We start from the raw sequence: 18559 nt of genomic DNA on the forward strand, positions 1-18559 counted from the left end.
GCGCTATCTTACGCTCTCATTGATGGCGCCAGCGTCCTCGCTGGTGCCGTGGTTGATTTGGAAATCTAGGGAGAAAATGAGCACCAGCCTGGAGGCTGGCGCTATCTTACGCTCTCATTGATGGCGCCAGCGTCCTCGCTGGTGCCCAATCTCACTTTACTACAAATCAACATCAACCTCCAAAGCCACATTATCTAGCTGGTTATAATTTCTCGCACTGCTATATTTCCACTCCCAACTATTCACGACAAACCCACTTTCCACAGGATTTTGATGAATATAGCTTAATTTCTCATCAAAAAATTTCTGCGAATAAATTTCAATAGGCTGGTTATTATGCTGCCAAAATTGATAGTGCTTAATATAATTTTTCTTTGCACCTGCCCGAGAAAACATCCATAAAAGCCATTCCCGACGGCTTTCTTGTATATTTTCAGAAATTTTTTGGGTTAATTGCTTGGCAGTAAGACTTTTAAAACTTCGTATCATTTCTGCTGGATTTTGATTTTCTGCCTTAAATAATAAATGTACATGGCTAGGCATAATACAGTAGGCATAAAGCACTAGGCCTTTATTTTTACGGTAATAATCCAAGACCTCAATAAGAACCTGGAAATAAGCCTCTCGAATAAAAACATCAATCCAATAAACAGTTGCAAAACTGACAAAGTACACGCCTTCTTTATTGTGGAATTTATATTTTCTACTCATAAGCTATCCTTGTTTTCAATAAAATTTGCCACATAGAATAGCTATAAGGTAGAAAATGGCTAGCTTTTCAGGTTAATTTCTCGATCGAGATCACAAAAATATTAGGTTATATTGCTTAAAACCACGCTTAGAACTCAAATTGATGATGGCACTATCCTATGCTCTCATCGATGGCGCCAGCGCCCTCGCTGGTACCGTGGTTTATTTGGAAATCTGGGGGCAGGAAAGCAGCACCAGCCTGGAGGCTGGCGCTATCTTACGCTCATCATCGATGGCGCCAGCGTCCTCGCTGGTGCCGTGGTTGATTTGGAAATCTGATGGTAGTAAAGCAGCACCAGCCTGGAGGCTGGCGCTATCTTACGCTCTCATCGATGGCGCCAGCGTCCTCGCTGGTGCCGTGGTTTAGAAATCTGAGGGCAGGAAAGCAGCACCAGCCTGGAGGCTGGCGCTATCTTACGCTCTCATCGATGGCGCCAGCGTCCTCGCTGGTGCCGTGGTTTATTTGGAAATCTGGGGGCAGGAAATGAGCACCAGCCTGGAGGCTGGCACTATCTTACGCTCACCATCGATGGCGCCAGCGTCCTCGCTGGTGCCGTGGTTTATTTGAAATCTGGGGGTAGGAAAACAGCACCAGCCTGGAGGCTGACGCTATCTTACGCTCTCATTGATGGCGCCAGCGTCCTCGCTGGTGCCGTGGTTTATTGGGAAATCTGGGGGGAGGAAAGGAGCACCAGCCTGGAGGCTGGCGCTATCGGGGGAGATCGAGATGTAAAATAACAAGCGGTAAAAATCCAGCGTTTTTCTGCAAAAATAAGGGCTGCTTAGGCAGCCCTTTGATTTAGCCAATTTGCTGCTGCAACTGGCCAATAATTTGTGGGTTTTCCAGAGTGGAAATATCTTGGGTGATCATCTCATTCTTGGCAATGGCACGCAGTAAGCGGCGCATAATCTTGCCTGAACGGGTTTTTGGTAGGTTGTCTGCAAAGCGAATGTCCTCTGGGCGGGCAATCTTACCAATTTGATTGGCCACCCAGGCCTGCAATTCTTCGGCAAAGGCTCGAGCCTCCTCATCTTCAGGCCGCATACCTTTTAAGACCACAAAGGCCACGATAGACTCGCCCTTGATTTCATCAGGCTTGCCCACCACCGCCGCTTCCACCACTTTTTCGTGGGAAACCAAGGCAGACTCAATTTCCGCCGTGCCTAAACGGTGGCCAGACACATTAAGCACATCATCGGTGCGGCCCAAGATCCAGAAATAGCCGTCCTGATCACGGTAGGCCGCATCGCCTGCCACATAGTATTTACCGCCATATTCTTCAGGGAAGTAGGTGGATTTATAGCGCTCTTCATCCCCCCAAACATTACGCAACATAGACGGGAAAGGCCGCTTGATAACCAGCACACCACTCTCTTCAGCCGCACAGGATTCGCCTTGCTCATTAACCACATCGGCCATCAAACCAGGCAGCGGGAAGGTGCAAGAGCCAGGCTTGGTGGCAATCACGCCAGGCAATGGCGCTAGCATAATGGAGCCTGTTTCGGTCTGCCACCAGGTATCGACAATCGGGCATTTTTCCTTGCCCACCACGCGGTGCATCCAAAGCCAGGCAGACGGGTTAATTGGCTCGCCCACACTGCCCAAGAGCCGCAGGCTGGAGAGATCATACTTATTGGGCACCTGCTCACCCGAACGGGTAAGGGAGCGAATGAGGGTTGGGGAAGTATAAAAGACCGACACCTTATGGCGTTGAATCATCCGCCAAATCCGCCCCACATCAGGGTAACTTGGCACGCCCTCATAAATGAGCTGGGTGGCCCCATTGGCCAGCGGGCCATAACAGACATAGGAATGGCCGGTCACCCAGCCCACATCGGCCGTACACCAGTAGATGTCGTCTGCCTTGTGGTCAAAGACATTTTTAAAGGAATTCATGGCCCCCAAGAGGTAGCCCGCCGTACTGTGTACAATGCCCTTGGGCTTGCCTGTGGAACCTGAGGTATAAAGAATAAAGAGCGGATCTTCGGCATTCATCCATTCAGGCTCACAAAAGGCTGGCTGGTTTTTGGATAGCTCATTCCACCACAAGTCCCGCCCCTTCTTCCAAGGGGTATCAATATTAACACGGTGGTAAACAATCACGTTTTCCACGGTTTTACAGCCAATCTCCAAGGCCTCGTCCACGGTTTCTTTCAAGGGCAAAATCCGTCCACCCCGCAGGCCCGCATTGGCAGTAATGACCAATTTGGCCTGGGCATCTTCAATCCTGTCCCGCAGGGCGCCTGCTGAAAAACCGCCAAAGACCACCGAATGAATGGCACCAATACGGGCGCAGGCCTGCATGGCAATCACGGCTTCCACAATCATAGGCAAGTAAATAACCACTCGATCGCCCTTTCTAACCCCTAGTTCTCTTAGGGCATTGGCAAAACGGCAGACCCGATTGTGCAACTGGGCATAGGTAAATTGGGAAATTTGGCCGAAATCCGACTCAAAGACCAGAGCTAGCTTATCGCCCTTGTCGGGCAGGTGGCGGTCTAAACAGTTGTAGGACACATTAAGGGTGCCATCGGTAAACCACTTGTAGAAGGGCGCCTGGCTCTCATCGAAAATCTGCATAAAAGGCTTTTTCCAGGTGATCAGCTCTCGGGCCAGATCGCCCCAATATTGCAGGTAGTCTTGGTCTGCCGCCTCTAACAAGGCCTGATAATTTTCCAGGCCTGAGACATTGGCTTGACGGCGAAATTCATCGCTGGGCTTGAAGACTTGAGATGGTGTGTTTTGCATAGAACCCCTCCAACAGAGAAAAATATGGTTAAAAGCAAGTTTGCTTGCAAAACACTCTAAAGAAAGCGAAAAAAAGATCAAGAATGTTAATGAAATGTTGTGATCAGTGTCACATTTTTTTAACACCTTTGGGGTATATCGAGGTAAGGCCTAATCCTCAAACGGCTGTGATTGGCCTGCAATCACCCGATTTTCCGAAGCCCATTCGCCCAAATCAATCAGCTTACAGCGTTCAGAACAGAAAGGGCGATAGGGGTTTTGGGCCGACCAAACCACTTCTTTTTCACAGGTTGGGCAATTTACGATGGTTTCTGACATAATTTTCCTTGTTTTAAATAGGTTTGATGGAGGGCCTGCACCTGGGCTTTCAGATGGGCCATATTGTTCGCCAAGGGCAGGCTGTTTTCAATCACATCATGGGCATGGGCCAGGCGGGTTGGGCGATCGACCTGGGCCTTGATGATATTTTCAATGGTAGTTCTGTCTGAGCCATCCCGAGCCAAGGCCCGTTCTAATTGTACTTGAGGTTCAACATCTACGACCAAGACCCGCTGGCAAAATTCGGTAAGCTTATTTTCGATGAGTAAAGGCACTACCCAGAGCACATAAGGCGCCTGACAAGCGCTTAATTGTTGCAACATTTCTGCACGAATGGCCGGATGAAGGAGCTGGTTAAGCCAGTTTTTCTCCTCAGGCGAATTAAAAACCCGCTTACGTAAAGCCGCCCTGTCCAGCTCCCCATCGGCCTGTAAAATCTCCGGCCCAAAGTGCTGGCTAATCTTGGCCAAGAGCGGTGAACCCTTTTCCACCACCTGGCGGGCTACAAGATCCGCATCAATAATAGTTGCTCCCTCCTCTACAAAGAGGTTGGCAATGGTGGTCTTGCCCGAACCAATTCCGCCTGTAAGGCCTACGATGTAAGTCATATCTTTCTTGATTATTTTTGAAGTTGTTGTTTAAGCAGACTAATAATTTCTTTTAATTGATTAAGCTCTGCTTCCTTTTGAGCAAGTAATTCATTTTTATGGGAGATAATTAAATTTAACTTTTCAATCTCACTATTTAACTCCTGATCATTGCAATAATTAGTGTTGTTAAAGTTTTTATATTCACTATTTTCTCCATTTATATAAATATTCCCCTTTTCTTTATTATTTACCAATTCAAAAACATCCACATCAAAAATCATGGCAATTTGTTTTAACTTATGCACACTTAAATTGGTTTCCCCCCGCTCAATTTTAGCGTAACCACTAACTGACATATTCATTTTTTCAGCCATTTCTTCCTGCGACCACTGGTTTAATTCGCGCATAAAACGGATCTTGTCGATCACTTCCATAATGTTCCTCTTTTTGGTTTGTCAAGTGCTAGATTGTACATTTTCTCTCTCAACTTGTCGCTTCAACTAACCCAATCACATCAAGTAATCTAAGCGAAAGGAGGCTTGTAGAATTTTCGCCCAATTTTAACTGAAACTGAGCTAAAAGTCCTGCACTTTCTCACATCTGACTTAATATTTAACCTTTATTTATTATCTTATCTATTTTTAGGGGAGATTATGACATTAAAAGAATTATTTTCTATCCAAGGTAGAATTCGTAGAAAAACATTTATTCTAGTTGATCTTACAACGTTACTCTTACCAATATTCATCCTTTTTACAGGAATATTTCTATTCAATGATGTAGCTGAATCTCGCAATTCAATTCAAATTGGAATATTAGGTATACTTTTTTTCATTCTCCTTATACCAATATGGTGGGTTCGTATTGCTACAACGGTTCGTAGATTGCATGATCTCAATTGTAGCGGTTGGTGGCTTTTATTATATAGCTTTATACTGATTCTTAGTGAGGTAAGTGAAAAAACAGATGGTTTTACAGGACGAATTTCTTCTGTTTCTATCTTTCTTATCATCCTTATTTTAGGATTTAACATTTGGCTTTATTTTGCACCTGGTACAAAGGGTTCTAACCGCTTTGGCCCAGATCCCCGTAATCTATCACCTAATATTCCACCACAAGCCAGTCATCCAATGCCATCTGCTCTCGGCCAAGCATCTGTTCAGCTGGCGCAGAAACCAACGAGTTCAAACCCTTTTTTAAACCAAAAACCATAAGGAGCATCTTATGTCTTATACTGCCGAAATTAGCCGTTCCAACCCAACCTGTTTCTTATTTATCATTGACCAGTCTGGTTCTATGAGCGATGTTTTATCAACCGGCCGAACCAAGGCCCAACAGGTTGCTGATGTCTTAAACCGTACCCTAGCTTCACTTATTACCCGCTGCACCAAGTCTGAAGGCACTCGGGATTATTTTGAAGTCGGTGTGATTGGTTATGGCCTGAATGGGGCGACCAATGGCTTTAATGGTTCCTTGAGCAGCCAAATTATCCACCCTATTTCCGCCATTGAAAATGAACCCCTACGTATTGAAGAACGCTTAAAACGCATGGACGATGGCGCAGGCGGCTTGGTTGAACATAAAATCAAATTCCCAGTTTGGTTTGAAGCTGTTGCAAATGGTGGAACCCCAATGAATCAAGCCCTTAATGCCGCAGCCTATGAATTAACCGAATGGTGTAATACCCACCCGGATAGCTACCCACCAACTGTGCTACATATTACCGATGGTGAATCAACCGATGGTTCCCCAGTCAATGCTGCTAAACAGCTCACTGATATTCGGACTAATGATGGCAATGTCCTTCTCTTTAATCTCCATATTTCCAATACAAACAACAAAGAAAGTGTATTTAATTCAGATAATTACGAATTACATGACCACTATGCCCAAACCTTATTTGAGATGTCTAGCGTACTGCCAAGCCACTTATTAGGGGCAGCTAGAGAAAAAGGATTCCATGTTAATGAAAATTCTAGAGGCTTTATGTTCAATGCTGAGGCAGTGCAAATTGTGGACTTCTTCGACATCGGCACTCGTGCCTCCCAACTCCGTTAATGAAGGGGATCAGGCTTATATGCAAGTTGAAGTATTGACCCTATCTAAAGATAGCAACTATACCAACGAAGATTCTAGCCAACTTAACCGCGAAGCCCTGCGCTTTGCGGTAAGTGATGGGGCTTCTGAGTCCTTTGACTCCAAATCTTGGTCTCAGTTACTGGTGGAGCGTTTCGACCAAGATCATGAGACTTTTATTCAAAACCCTCAGGAATGGTTAAATCAGGCCATTCAAGCTTATGAAGAAAAATATGATGTTTCCCAGTTAAGCTGGGCCAAGCAAAATGCCTTTGAGCGGGGCAGTTTTGCCACCCTGGCTGCTGTTAGCCTTGAAGAAAACCAGGCCCAGTTATTTTGTGTTGGGGATAGCCTGATCGTGATTTTAGATCAAGAAGGCCTCCAAACAGGAAACTATCCTTTTTTAGACAGTTATAAGTTGCCTAAAAAGCAAAGACGCTTGATGAGAAAGCAGCAAGCCTCTCTCTCCTTCAAACAAAGCTTTGCCTACAAACAAGCAGCAGAGTTTAAACAAAACCCCCTCTTATTTAGCACCAAGCGGGAACTTAACCAACAATTTAAGTGGGAAAGTTTTAAAGAGGACTATTTCCTAACCTGTGATCTAAGCCAATACCAATCCCCGCTTATTCTGATTCTTACCGATGCCCTGGCTGAATGGGCCTTGAGAAATGCAGAAAATAAGGCAGATAAATGGAGCTTATTAAGCCATATTACAGAGAAAGATTTTGAAGCCTTAATTAAGCAGGAAAGATTAAATCATACCATTAAAACAGATGATACCACCTTAGTCAGAATTTGGATTAAATAAGGAAAATATGCACTATCCATCGTCAGAAAAATATAATGAAGCGGTACAAGTCCCCAATGTTTTTACTGATCTAGAGTTAAGAAATGGGCACTTAGAAACCAATAAAATGGGCATGCCTCGGGTCATTGCAGGCGGCTTCGCCCTAACCTATTCTATTCGTTACCAGAATAAAAAATATGCGGTACGCTGCTTTCACCGTAAGGCAGATAAACTTGAGCAGCGTTATCAAGCTATTACGCGTAAATTAAAAAGCCTCAACTCGCCCTATTTTCTAGATTTTCAATTCCAAAGACAGGGGATTAAGGTTGACGGCAACTATTTCCCTATCGTTAAAATGGAATGGGCCAAAGGAGAAACCCTAGGGCAGTTTGTTAGCCAAAATTACCGCAACCGACAAGCCCTAGCCAATCTTTCTTTTGCCCTAAAGAAATTAGCCCATTTTCTAGAAAATAACCAAATTGCCCATGGTGATATTCAGCCCGGCAACATTATGGTAGCCGATCAGGGACGGCAGGTTCAGCTTATTGACTATGATGGCATGTATATACCCGAGCTACAAGCCCTTGGCAGCTCAGAAACCGGCGTGCCTAACTTCCAGCACCCTGGACGTAATGCCCAGGTTTGGGACAATCGTTTAGACCGCTTTTCCTTTATTCTCTTGGATTTGGTTTTAAACTTGCTTATGCACGATCCAAGCCTTTGGGATAAGACTCAATCAGACGGAGATGCCTTCCTCTTTAGGGCGGAAGATTATAAGCGCCCGAATCAGTCTGCTCTGTTTCGTCAATTACTGGCAGTACCTGCATTTGAGCAAAATATCTATCACTTTATGGCAATTTGCCAAAATAGCTATCAGGCTATCCCAAACTTAAAGGATTTTTTAGCTTCAGAAAATATTCCCTCCCCGCAGCGAGCTAGATACGTCTTTAAACCGAACTATCAGAATAAGCAAGCTATAAATAAGCCTATTCAAGCCCCTCAGTATCATCAAAAAAATGAAATAAATAGAACCACTTTAAATCAACCTAGAAACAATCAGATTAATTCTAATTCGAACTCATCAAAGTCTAACAAAGATTATGCCTATTTCTTTGTATTATTAGGGGTTTTTATCGCCATTTGTTTTTATATTTCCCCTAATAACTCGTCTGACAATAAAGATACAAAACAGACGAATACAAGTTATAAGGAAAATAAGAAAGAGGAACTTACCTACTCTAGACAAAATAATCATTATGATAATCCAAAGAAAAATACAAATACAACAACACAAACCTATAAACAATCAATACAAACCGAAAAACCTGAACAAAAGCCAACAACTTATGTGAATCCTAAAGGCTATAAATTTTATGATGGCTTAGCCAAGTTTGAAGAAAAGGGCCAATATGGTTTTATTGATCAAAAGGGCAATGTGGTTATTCCTGCTCAATTTAAGCATGTAGGAAGTTTTTCCGAGGGCTATGTTGGAGTAGTAGATTTTCATACCAACAAATGGGGATTTATTGACAAAAACGGACAATATCTCTCTTATGGTTATGGTTGTGTTGGCCAATTTAAGGAAGGATTGGCTGCTGTGAACCTTACAGGCTCTTACAATGGAAAGAGTTGTATTGGAGGGAAGTGGGGATTTATAAATAAGAAAAATGATCTAGTCATTGATTATCAGTTTGATAATGTAGAAACCTTTAAAAATGGAAAAGCTAAGGTAAGCTTAAGTGAACAAGATGCAAAATTCAGTTTTTATATCAATACTAAAGGCCAACCTTTATCTAAAGAAAAAATGGAAGCTTCTGCTGGCAAAAATAAAATAACCTCCTATGAATACCGAGAAGGAATGGCTAAAACTCAATTAAATGGATATTGGGGTTATATAAATACTAATGGGGAAGTTTCTATCCCATTCCAATTTAAATACGCCGCTAATTTCTATGATGGATTAGCAGCCGTTCAAACTTTTGATAATCTTTGGGGCTATATCAACTATAATGGGCAATATGTGATTCCTCCTCAATTTGGTTGCGTATGGCGATTTAGTGAGGGGTTAGCAGCAGTCAATGTTGGTGGATACCATAATGGAAAATCTTGCTCAGGAGGCCAATGGGGTTTTATCAATCAATATAACCAATGGGTAATCAATCCTGTTTTGGAACACGCAGAGATGTTTAAATCTGGCAAGGCTAAGGTTAAATATCAGGGAAGAATACGTTATATTAACAAAAATGGTTATTTTATTGACTAATGACTTTCTATGCATATTAATGTAGGGTGAGTGTGCACGCACCAAGAGGAAAGATATTATTTATCAAACGGTGCGTTTACACGCACCCTACCCTCAATATTTGCTTATTACCACAATAAAAGATGAAAAACAAATAAAAGGCACAAAGGGCAGTCTGCTTAATTTTTGCTTGAAATATAATTTGTAAAAAAACGCCCAAATCAACCCGCTTGTAGAGGCCATAAAAAGCAGGATCAGCATTTCTTGTAGGTTAAATAGAGGGGAAAGAGCGGAGAGAATAATAATATCGCCCAGGCCAAACACCTCCTTTTGATAAATAAGCTTGGTTAGAAAATAAAAAGCTGTTAAAAATAGGCTAATGGCTAAGAGGGAAAAAAGATGTTCTTCCACATTTTCAGGCTGCCTAAAGAGTAAATGGCCTAGAGAGAGCATAAATATAAGGGCCACATAGGTGGTATCGGTTAAATAATATTGCATATCTAACAGGGCCAAAAAACATAAGATCATGAAGATTAAAGAAAAATAAAAATCTAACAAACTTAAGCTAGGAAAAATAAACAAAAAGAACCAGCTTAAGTTACTTTGTTTAGGATTTAATTGTGATTTCTCCATAAAGGCTTTTTCACTTAAATCTAAGGTAAGCAAATAATTTAAGTCAGCATAGGCCTGTTTATTAAGCCGAATAGCAAATTGCCTTAATTCCCGCCTGCACCAAAGGGCAAAGGCGATTGAAAAGAAAAAGAAGATCATCCCACCATGGCTCCCATATCGAAAATGGGCAGATAAAGCCCTACCATAATAACCCCCACAATCAGGCCCATAACCACCATAAGAAGCGGCTCTAAAAGTTGGGAGAGCATATCAATCTGGTAGTCCAGTTTTTGCTGGTAAAGGTCTGCCACATAGGCCAGCATCTTGGCCAGCTGGCCGCTGCGTTCCCCCACCGCAAGCATCTGCACAGCTTGATTATCGAAAACATTGATATTGAGCCCATCCGCCAGGCGGTAGCCCTGCTTGAGGATGGACTGCATAAAGAGGATTTCTCGGTTTAAAACCGGATCATCGGGCCTGTCTGAGAGAAAAGAGGCCAAGGCGGTATCCAACCGAAGATGGGCATTGAGCATAAGGCCTAGGTTTTGACTAAAGAAGATCAGGCGGGAATGGCTAATGATGGTTTTAAAGACTGGCATTCGGCTTAGGATAGCCAATTTCAAGCGGGGGATAAGATTGGTTTTATTTGCAAGTAATTTCAAAACAATGGCCGCTTGCAGCAAAAGAAAAACTAAAAAGCCACTATTATTTTTTAAAAAATTGGATAGGGAAAATAAAATTTGGGTAATAAAGGGCAGTTGGCTATCCTTACTTTGGTAAAGCTCGGCAAATTGGGGCACAATAAAAATCAGCAACATTAGGGAAAGCGATAAAGAAATAAAAAGCACAATCACTGGATAAAATAAGATCTTTTTCACCTTTTTGGCTAATTTTTCTGATTTGGCTCGGCTTTCGGCAATATTGCTGAGAATAAGCGGGAGATTGCCGCTTCTTTCGGCCATTTTAATCAGCTGAATTTCTTGGGATTTAAGGTATTTTCCTTCCTTTTCTAAAATGACAGAAAAGGTAAAGCCAGCCTCCAACTGCTGGAGGATAAAGCTGACCCATTGATAGAGCCGAATTTGGCTGCAATTTTCCAGCACCATCACCAGGGCCTGTTTGAGCGGAATGGTAGCATTAAGCAGCAGGGCCAGTTGGTTAAGCAGCTGGGTCACTTCCTCAAACTTGGGCTGTTTAGGCAGGACGAAATTGCGACTCAACCTTATCTGATCATAACCCTTTTTAAGCAAGGCCTGCTCGGCCACCTGGGCTTGAGGGGCCAGGAGCTTGCCCGCTTGTTTTTGGCCGAAGCGATTAACTGCCCGCCAGCGAAATCCATAGACCTTAAACATAGCCCAGCACCCTCTCGATTTCTTTTTGGTCGGTCTGCTTGGCAGCTAGCTTCTCTTTGGCACTGTCTCTCAGGCTGGCATAGTCCAAGCAAGCGGTGGATTTTTCAAAGGTTTTTGCAGATTTAGATAGGCACTGATAGACCCCAATTCTTCCCTTGTAGCCCTGGTAGCAATCCCCACAACCTTTTCCTAAGCAGGCCAGGCAGAGCTTGCGCACTAGGCGCTGGGCAATCACAAGGAGCAGGGAGTTGCGAATTTCATAGTCCTTTATACCCAGTTGCAGGAGGCGTTCAACTGCTGAGGGGGCATCGTTGGTATGCAGGGTGGAAAGCACCAAGTGGCCGGTTTGGGCAGCCCTTAAGGCAATTTCGGCACTTTCCTGATCCCGAATTTCGCCCAGCATAATGATGTCTGGGTCTTGTCGCAAGAAGGTACGCAAAAGCTGGCTAAAATCTAGATTGATCCCCGATTGACCTGGGTTTGGATAAGCCCCTCAATTTCAATTTCGATAGGGTCTTCAGCGGTTAGGATATGTTTATCGCTTTGGTTAAGAAAACTTAGGGCCGAATAGAGGGTGATGCTCTTGCCGCTGCCTGTTGGGCCGGTAACGAGAATGAGGCCCTGGGGCTGTTTGAGGGCCTGCAAGAGGGTGTCTTTTTGGGCGGCTGTGAAGCCCAAGTCTAAGAAATCAAAGTTGGTCGGCTTATTCTTTTGCAGGCGTAAGACGATTTTTTCACCATATTGGGTGGGCAGGGTGGAGACCCGAAAATCCAGCGTATCCTTAAGCTGGGTGGTAAAGTGAAACTGGCCGTCTTGGGGCAGGCGAAATTCGCTGATATCTAGCTTGGCCAGAAGCTTGACCCGGGACAGCAGGCGCTGGGCCAAATTGAGCGAGAGGGTTTGATAAATATGCAGCACCCCATCAATCCGCAGGCGGATGGTTAATTTTTCCTTTTGCGGCTCTAAATGAATGTCCGACACATTTTTTTGCAGGCAGAATTTAAAGAGCTTGTCTAAAATTTGGATAATGGGGTCGTTATGATCAATATATTCCGCCTCCTCGCCTTGAATTTCGTGGTATTCATGGATTTCAATTTCCTGCTCGGGCGAGAGGGCGTTGAGGAGGTATTTGAGTTCCTCGCTGGCAATGACCACGGGTTCGATCTGCTTTTGCACCAAAAAGGCGAAGATCTCAAAGGCGGTTATGTTCTTTTCATCGTCCACCGCCAGCCAGAGGGTTTCAGGATCTTCGGCTAAAGGAACAGCCAAATAACGCAGGAGGATCTGCTTTTCGTTGCAATTCTGCTGCCAGCGGGTTTCACTGATGGTGAAAAGTTTTTGAGTTGAAAGCTCGAGGGCGGTATAGGTTGGGGCCATTTATCCTCCAAAAAAGTAGGGCCATAAGGCACCAGCGAGGACGCTGGCGCCAGCTTGAGAAAAATTTAGAAAAACTAATTAGTCGTTCCACAAAATCCCGCTGGGAAGAGGCTAGTATCCGCCCCCTTACAGCTTGTAGACCAGCTAATGCTGTTGCCATTTTTAGCTGCTGTGAGGGAGTAGCCATAGCCATTCAAGGCGCCCTTGCCCTCTACATCAATTTTTCCAGCTGCAACTGCAATGGAATTGACATATTTGGTCGTGGTACTGGTTTTGGCTGCTTGAATACCGTTTGATCCCGCGTTACAGGCCGCGAGATCACCCGTGTTATAAAAACAAATTTCGACTTCTGTTTTATAACTGGAGGAGGCCTGCAAGAGTTCCGACAGGGCCGCCTTTTGGGTGTAGCTGTTGTAAGACGGAATGGCGATGGTGGCCAGGATGGCAATAATCGCAATCACGATCATCAGCTCAATCAGGGTAAAGGCTCTCTTGAGTGAGCCAAGTTTTGCTTTGTACATAAAATGTCCTTGTAAAAAATAAAAGTGAATGTGCTGCAACACGCTGCCAGTTTGCCCATTTGGTTTAAATTTGCGACAGGCAAAAACGATTTTCTCGATCCAGATCGAAAAAATGAAAAAATTTTCTGTACATTTGAACAGTATTTTTTGTTAGAATGCCAGCGTGTTGTAATTTGAGGAGAGCAAAATGGCAAAGGCACCGAAAACGGCTTATGTGTGTAGCGATTGTGGGGCGGAATATGCCCGCTGGGTGGGCCAGTGTAAGGCCTGTTTGGCCTGGAATACGGTCAGCGAGGTGCGGCTGATTTCGGCCAAGGAAAGTAAGGGCGACCGCTTTAGCGGCTATGCGGGCGAAACCTCGGGCAAGGTGCAGACCCTATCTGAAATCAGCCTGCAAGAAGTGCCCCGCTTTTCCAGTGGCTTCTATGAGCTGGACAGGGTGCTGGGTGGGGGGATTGTGCCGGGATCGGCCATTCTGATTGGTGGGCACCCAGGGGCGGGGAAAAGTACCTTGCTCTTACAGGTTATGTGCGGCCTGGCCCAAAACATGAAAACCCTCTATGTGACGGGGGAGGAGTCCCTGCAACAGGTGGCCATGCGGGCCAACCGTTTAGGTCTGCCGACCGATAACCTCAAAATGCTGTCTGAAACTTCGGTCGAGCATATTTGTAACCTGGCCGATCAGGAAAAGCCCAAGATTATGGTGATTGACTCCATTCAGGTTATGCACCTGGCCGATATTCAGTCCTCCCCGGGCAGTGTGGCCCAGGTGCGGGAATGTGCTTCATTCCTAACCCGCTATGCCAAAACCCGCCAAGTGGCCATTATTATGGTCGGCCATGTGACCAAGGACGGCACACTGGCAGGCCCTAAGGTCTTGGAACATGCTATCGACTGCTCACTTTTACTGGAAGGCGAGGCTGATTCCCGCTTCCGAACACTCCGAAGCCATAAGAACCGTTTTGGGGCCGTCAATGAACTGGGTGTTTTTGCTATGACCGAACAGGGCTTGCGGGAGGTCAAAAACCCCTCTGCTATTTTCCTTAGCCGCAGTGAGGAGCTGACCTCAGGCAGTTCAGTGATGGTGCTTTGGGAGGGAACTCGGCCGCTTTTGGTGGAAATTCAGGCTTTAGTTGATCACTCCATGCTGGCCAATCCCCGCCGAGTGGCTGTGGGCTTGGAACAGAACCGCCTGTCCCTGCTCTTGGCTGTTCTTCATCGTCACGGGGGCTTGCAGATGTCGGATCAGGATGTTTTTGTCAATGTAGTAGGTGGGGTAAAAGTGACTGAAACCAGTGCGGATTTGGCCCTGCTTCTGGCCCTGGTGTCTAGCTTCCGCAATCGGCCTTTGCCGCATGATCTAGTGGTCTTTGGCGAAGTGGGCCTGGCCGGGGAAATCCGCCCCGTACCTAGCGGCCAGGAGCGGATCAGTGAGGCCGCCAAACACGGCTTTAAGCGGGCCATTATTCCTGCTGGCAATGCCCCTAAAAAGGCCATTAAGGGCATGGAGGTTTTTGTAGTAAGGAAGCTCAGTGATGCTTTGAATATTTTAGGGGATATATGTTAGGCTAAAAGATAGCGCCAGCCTCCAGGCTGGTGCTGGTAACTTATTGATAAATCAGGCACCAGCCTAGAGGCTGGCGCCATCAATGTAATCATTACCCACAGCAAAAAGCCAAGGAGATATTATGGATAAAAAGTTAAGTGCATCAGAACTCAAACGCCTAAAATTGGAAGAGTTCAAAAAAGCCTATCAAAAAGCCAAGGCTGAAGGTAAATTGAAGCCTATTCAGCCCTAATCATTTGAAGCCTTAATCAAAAAATTAAGGCTTTTTTTCTATAAATCGGTATAATCTCCACTATTTGTTTCAACCCCTAGGTTCCCGTGGAAATTTCAGTTAATTTTGCTATTTACCTGCAGTTTTTTATCGGCCTCTTTGCCATTATCAACCCCTTTGGCACCCTGCCGATTTTCTACAGCATGACAGCCCACCAATACGAGGCAGATCGCCGCCGTACCAGCCTGATTACCTCCCTCTCTATCGGGGTGATTTTGCTGGTCAGCCTCTATTTTGGCAAGCTGATCTTGGATGCCTTTAGCCTTTCGCTGAGCTCCTTCCGCATTGCAGGCGGTTTTTTGATTGTCAGCATTGCCATGACCATGATCAGCGGTAAGCTGGGCGAGCAAAAGCAAAATAAGGAAGAGAAAAACACCGATATTTCCGAATATGAAAACATTGCGGTTGTGCCGCTGGCCATGCCCATTATGGCCGGGCCTGGGGCGGTCGGCTCCACCATTGTTTGGGGCACCCAATACCATTCTTTGGCCCATTATTTGGGCTTTAGTCTTGCCATCATTATTTTTGCCCTGATCTGTTATATCCTCTTTCGCTATGCCGCCCCGCTGGTTAAAAAGCTGGGCAAGACAGGCTCCAATGTAGTTACCCGTATTATGGGCCTGATCTTGATGGCCCTGGGCATTGAAATTATCGTGATTGGCGTCAGCCAGCTCTTCCCTGGCTTGGTTGGGCAGGTGTCATGATCAAGGCCTTTCGCTTACAAGCGGGGAAATTTGCAAGATTTCTTGCAATTTTGACCGCTTGTTTCCTGCTTTATCGCTGTGAGGAGCCACCCAAGCACCCGCTGGAAGTCCTCCAGCCCAATACCGCCCCTCATACCCTGACCCGGGCCATCTACTCTGCCCAGCTCAAGTTAGATCCGCATTTTGCCACGGTGGCAGCTGATGCTGCTCTAGTGCGAGATATTTTCACGGGCCTTATGGGCTTCGACAGCCAAGGCAAGGTAGTGCCTGCCCTGGCCCAGCAGTGGTTTAGCGAAGATGGCAGGGAGTGGATTTTCTTGCTAGATGAATGGGCTGAATGGTCTAACAAGCTGCCTGTGACGGCACAAGATTTTGTGGCCAGCTGGCAGCGCCTGATCAACCCGCAAAATGGTTCCAAACTCGCCCCATATTTGGCCTATATGGGGGTCAAAAATGCCGCTGAAATCTTGGCCGGCCAGCTTGCACCTGAAGCCTTGGCGGTAGAGGCTCTCAACCCCCACAGCCTAAAAATCACCCTGATTGAGCCTAATTTTGATCTGCCCAATATGCTGGCTCACTCTGCCCTGCTGCCTACCTTTCAGGGCCAGGCTCCAGATGTCAATCAGGCTATTATCACCAATGGTGCCTATGCAGTCAGCGATCTCAGCCCAACCCAGGCCCATTTACAAGCGGTTGAAAATCAGGCCTTTTTTACAAAGGTTATCTATCAGCTCATTACCACGGCCCAAAACCCAAGCCGTTTCGATCTGCTCGAAAATCCACTCCCCCATTACAAGCACAAGGTCAAGGCCCTGCCCCGCCAGTGTGCCTATTTCTATGAATTTAATTTCACAGATCCTAATTTACAGAAAAAGCCTGTCCGCCAGGCCATTATTGAAATGCTCAAACCCCTCAATATGGCAGCCTTTGGCCTAGCCAATGAGCGGCTTTTGCCCCTGGCCATGCAGGCAGAAAGAGAAAAAGATTGGCAGCCACTCATTGTCGAGCAGCTCCTCATTCAGGCAGGCATCAGCCCCCACAATCCGCTTAAACTGACCATCACCTACGACAGCCAGGGCCAGCACCCGCAAATTGCCAATGCCCTTATTCGCACCCTGGGCCAGTCGGACTTGGTCCATATCGTGCCTCAACCTGTGGAATGGCAAGACCTCCTTAGCCTGCGGGAGCAGAAGCAGTTCCAGCTTATTCGCTCTGGCTGGTGTGCGGATTATCCTGACCCGCTGCAATTTGTCCGCCCCTTCCATAGCCAAAGCCCAGACAACAAGAGCCACTACCACAATGAAGAGGTGGACAGGCTGCTAGACCAGGCTCAAGCCAAACAGCTCAGCCCAGAAGAAAGGCTGACCTTGGCCCAGGCGGTTGATGATGAGCTTAAGCAAGACCTGGCCATCCTGCCGCTCTTTCAATACCAGCGGCGGATAGGCCTTAATTCCGCCCTTTTGGGTATTGATTTCACCAACCCAAGCGAAGTAATTTACAGCAAAGATTTAACTCGACCATTAGAGGAAGCAAATGAACCAACTGACTGAAGCACAAGCCCTTGAAATCCAAGGCATTTTACAAGATTTCACCCACCCAACCCTGCAAAAGGATTTAATCACCCTCAAGGCCCTGAAAAAAGCAGAATTGGGCGGTAGCACCCTGCGTTTAGAATTGGTCATGCCCTTCGCCTGGAACACGGGCTTTGAAAGCCTTAAGGCTGCAACCGAAGCCAAGCTCAAAGAAGCAACTGGGGCTGAAACCATCAAATGGGTGCTAACCTACCAAATCGCCACCCTCAAGCGGGCTAACAACCACCCGGCCGTCAATGGGGTGAAAAACATCATTGCCGTAACCTCAGGCAAGGGCGGTGTGGGCAAGTCCACCACCACAGTAAACCTGGCCCTGGCCCTCCAAGCCCAAGGGGCCAAGGTGGGGATTTTGGATGCAGATATTTACGGCCCCTCTATTCCGCATATGTTAGGGGCTGCCCACCAACGGCCGACCTCGCCAGATAACAAGCATATCAGCCCAGTTTTGGCTCACGGCCTGCAATCCAACTCCATTGGTTATTTGATGGATGCCGACAACGCCACCATCTGGCGCGGCCCTATGGCCAGCAGTGCGCTCAGCCAGCTACTCAACGAAACCTGGTGGAATGAATTGGATTATTTGGTTATTGATATGCCGCCAGGCACGGGCGATATTCAGCTGACCCTTTCCCAGCAAATCCCTGTTACAGGGGCCTTGGTGGTGACCACCCCGCAAGACATCGCCCTTTTAGATGCCATTAAGGGCATTTCCATGTTCCAAAAGGTCTCGGTGCCGGTCTTGGGCATTATTGAGAATATGAGCGTCCACATCTGCCAAAACTGTGGCCATCACGAAGACATCTTCGGCACAGGTGGGGCAGAAAAAGTGGCCAAGAAGTACAATACCCAAGTGCTAGGCCAAATGCCACTGCACATCCGCCTCCGCCAAGACCTGGATGCCGGCAGCCCAACCGTGATTGCCGACCCAGCCCATGAAATCAGCCAAGCCTATCTGGCCTTAGCCGAAAAAGTGGCCGCCGAGCTTTACTGGCAGGGTTCGGTTATTCCTTCTGAGATTATGATTCGGGAAGTGAAGTAAGAATAAATTAGC

16 protein-coding genes and 1 pseudogene are annotated in these 18559 nt (G+C 46.1%); 8 read left to right on the forward strand and 9 right to left on the reverse strand.

Annotation, left to right across the window (positions count from 1 at the left end):
* Positions 1–159: 159 nt before the first annotated feature.
* On the reverse strand, positions 160–711 hold the full coding sequence (locus tag A4G20_09005; protein QIW16461.1) for a transposase: 552 nt from the start codon (positions 709–711) through the stop codon (positions 160–162).
* Between the two features lie 142 nt (positions 712–853).
* Here A4G20_09005 and A4G20_09010 point away from each other — a divergent pair, with 142 nt between their 5' ends.
* A complete protein-coding gene (locus tag A4G20_09010) occupies positions 854–1117 on the forward strand; it encodes a hypothetical protein (GenBank protein QIW16462.1) in 264 nt (87 codons plus the stop codon).
* Positions 1118–1549: 432 nt separating this feature from the next.
* Here A4G20_09010 and A4G20_09015 read toward each other — a convergent pair whose 3' ends face one another.
* The 4 genes from A4G20_09015 to A4G20_09030 form a co-directional block, all read right to left on the reverse strand.
* A complete protein-coding gene (locus tag A4G20_09015; GenBank protein QIW16463.1) occupies positions 1550–3499 on the reverse strand; it encodes an acetate--CoA ligase in 1950 nt (649 codons plus the stop codon).
* Between the two features lie 150 nt (positions 3500–3649).
* Positions 3650–3817: a DNA gyrase inhibitor gene (locus A4G20_09020; GenBank protein ID QIW16464.1), complete on the reverse strand. Its 168-nt coding sequence runs from the start codon at positions 3815–3817 to the stop codon at positions 3650–3652.
* Positions 3799–4425, reverse strand: a complete 627-nt coding sequence (locus A4G20_09025) for a dephospho-CoA kinase (GenBank protein ID QIW16465.1) — start codon at positions 4423–4425, stop codon at positions 3799–3801. Before A4G20_09025 ends, A4G20_09020 begins: the two co-directional genes overlap by 19 nt.
* 11 nt (positions 4426–4436) lie before the next feature.
* The gene (locus A4G20_09030) at positions 4437–4841 is read right to left on the reverse strand and encodes a transcriptional regulator (GenBank protein ID QIW16466.1); all 405 of its coding nucleotides are present in this window, start codon (positions 4839–4841) and stop codon (positions 4437–4439) included.
* A 790-nt stretch (positions 4842–5631) separates the two neighbouring features.
* Between A4G20_09030 and A4G20_09035 the strand changes: the two genes are divergently transcribed.
* Genes A4G20_09035 through A4G20_09045 form a run of 3 tightly spaced genes read left to right on the forward strand, consistent with a single transcriptional unit; the run spans position 5632 to position 9533 of the window.
* Positions 5632–6465, forward strand: a complete 834-nt coding sequence (locus A4G20_09035) for a hypothetical protein (GenBank protein ID QIW16467.1) — start codon at positions 5632–5634, stop codon at positions 6463–6465.
* A gap of 19 nt (positions 6466–6484) precedes the next feature.
* Entirely contained in the window at positions 6485–7291 is an 807-nt protein-coding gene (locus A4G20_09040) for a hypothetical protein (protein QIW16468.1), read from the forward strand.
* A 7-nt stretch (positions 7292–7298) separates the two neighbouring features.
* Positions 7299–9533 carry a hypothetical protein gene (locus tag A4G20_09045; GenBank protein QIW16469.1) on the forward strand — a complete coding sequence of 745 codons (2235 nt, stop codon included), beginning with the start codon at positions 7299–7301 and terminating at the stop codon, positions 9531–9533.
* Between the two features lie 93 nt (positions 9534–9626).
* On the opposite strand, the gene A4G20_09050 is transcribed toward A4G20_09045, so the two are convergent.
* The 4 genes and pseudogenes from A4G20_09050 to A4G20_09065 form a co-directional block, all read right to left on the reverse strand.
* Complete coding sequence (locus A4G20_09050; protein QIW16470.1) at positions 9627–10283, reverse strand: hypothetical protein; 657 nt, start codon at positions 10281–10283, stop codon at positions 9627–9629.
* Positions 10280–11476: a fimbrial protein gene (locus tag A4G20_09055; protein QIW16471.1), complete on the reverse strand. Its 1197-nt coding sequence runs from the start codon at positions 11474–11476 to the stop codon at positions 10280–10282. Before A4G20_09055 ends, A4G20_09050 begins: the two co-directional genes overlap by 4 nt.
* Positions 11469–12853 (reverse strand): annotated as a pseudogene (locus tag A4G20_09060) (protein transporter HofB). The gene A4G20_09055 and the pseudogene A4G20_09060 overlap by 8 nt, the downstream one beginning before the upstream one ends.
* A gap of 74 nt (positions 12854–12927) precedes the next feature.
* On the reverse strand, positions 12928–13374 hold the full coding sequence (locus A4G20_09065) for a prepilin-type N-terminal cleavage/methylation domain-containing protein (GenBank protein QIW16472.1): 447 nt from the start codon (positions 13372–13374) through the stop codon (positions 12928–12930).
* A gap of 187 nt (positions 13375–13561) precedes the next feature.
* On the opposite strand from A4G20_09065, the gene A4G20_09070 reads away from it, so the two are divergent.
* The 4 genes from A4G20_09070 (at position 13562) to A4G20_09085 (ending at position 18547) form a co-directional block, all read left to right on the forward strand.
* The gene (locus tag A4G20_09070) at positions 13562–14941 is read left to right on the forward strand and encodes a DNA repair protein RadA (protein ID QIW16473.1); all 1380 of its coding nucleotides are present in this window, start codon (positions 13562–13564) and stop codon (positions 14939–14941) included.
* Positions 14942–15259: 318 nt separating this feature from the next.
* Entirely contained in the window at positions 15260–15916 is a 657-nt protein-coding gene (locus tag A4G20_09075) for a hypothetical protein (GenBank protein ID QIW16474.1), read from the forward strand.
* Complete coding sequence (locus A4G20_09080) at positions 15913–17466, forward strand: hypothetical protein (protein ID QIW16475.1); 1554 nt, start codon at positions 15913–15915, stop codon at positions 17464–17466. The genes A4G20_09075 and A4G20_09080 overlap by 4 nt, the downstream gene beginning before the upstream one ends.
* Positions 17450–18547 (forward strand): Fe-S-binding ATPase, encoded by a 1098-nt coding sequence (locus tag A4G20_09085; protein ID QIW16476.1) that lies wholly within the window; start codon positions 17450–17452, stop codon positions 18545–18547. Before A4G20_09080 ends, A4G20_09085 begins: the two co-directional genes overlap by 17 nt.
* The last annotated feature ends 12 nt before the right edge of the window (positions 18548–18559 follow it).

Source organism: Pasteurellaceae bacterium RH1A, assembly GCA_012221805.1.
Lineage (GTDB): Bacteria > Pseudomonadota > Gammaproteobacteria > Enterobacterales > Pasteurellaceae > RH1A.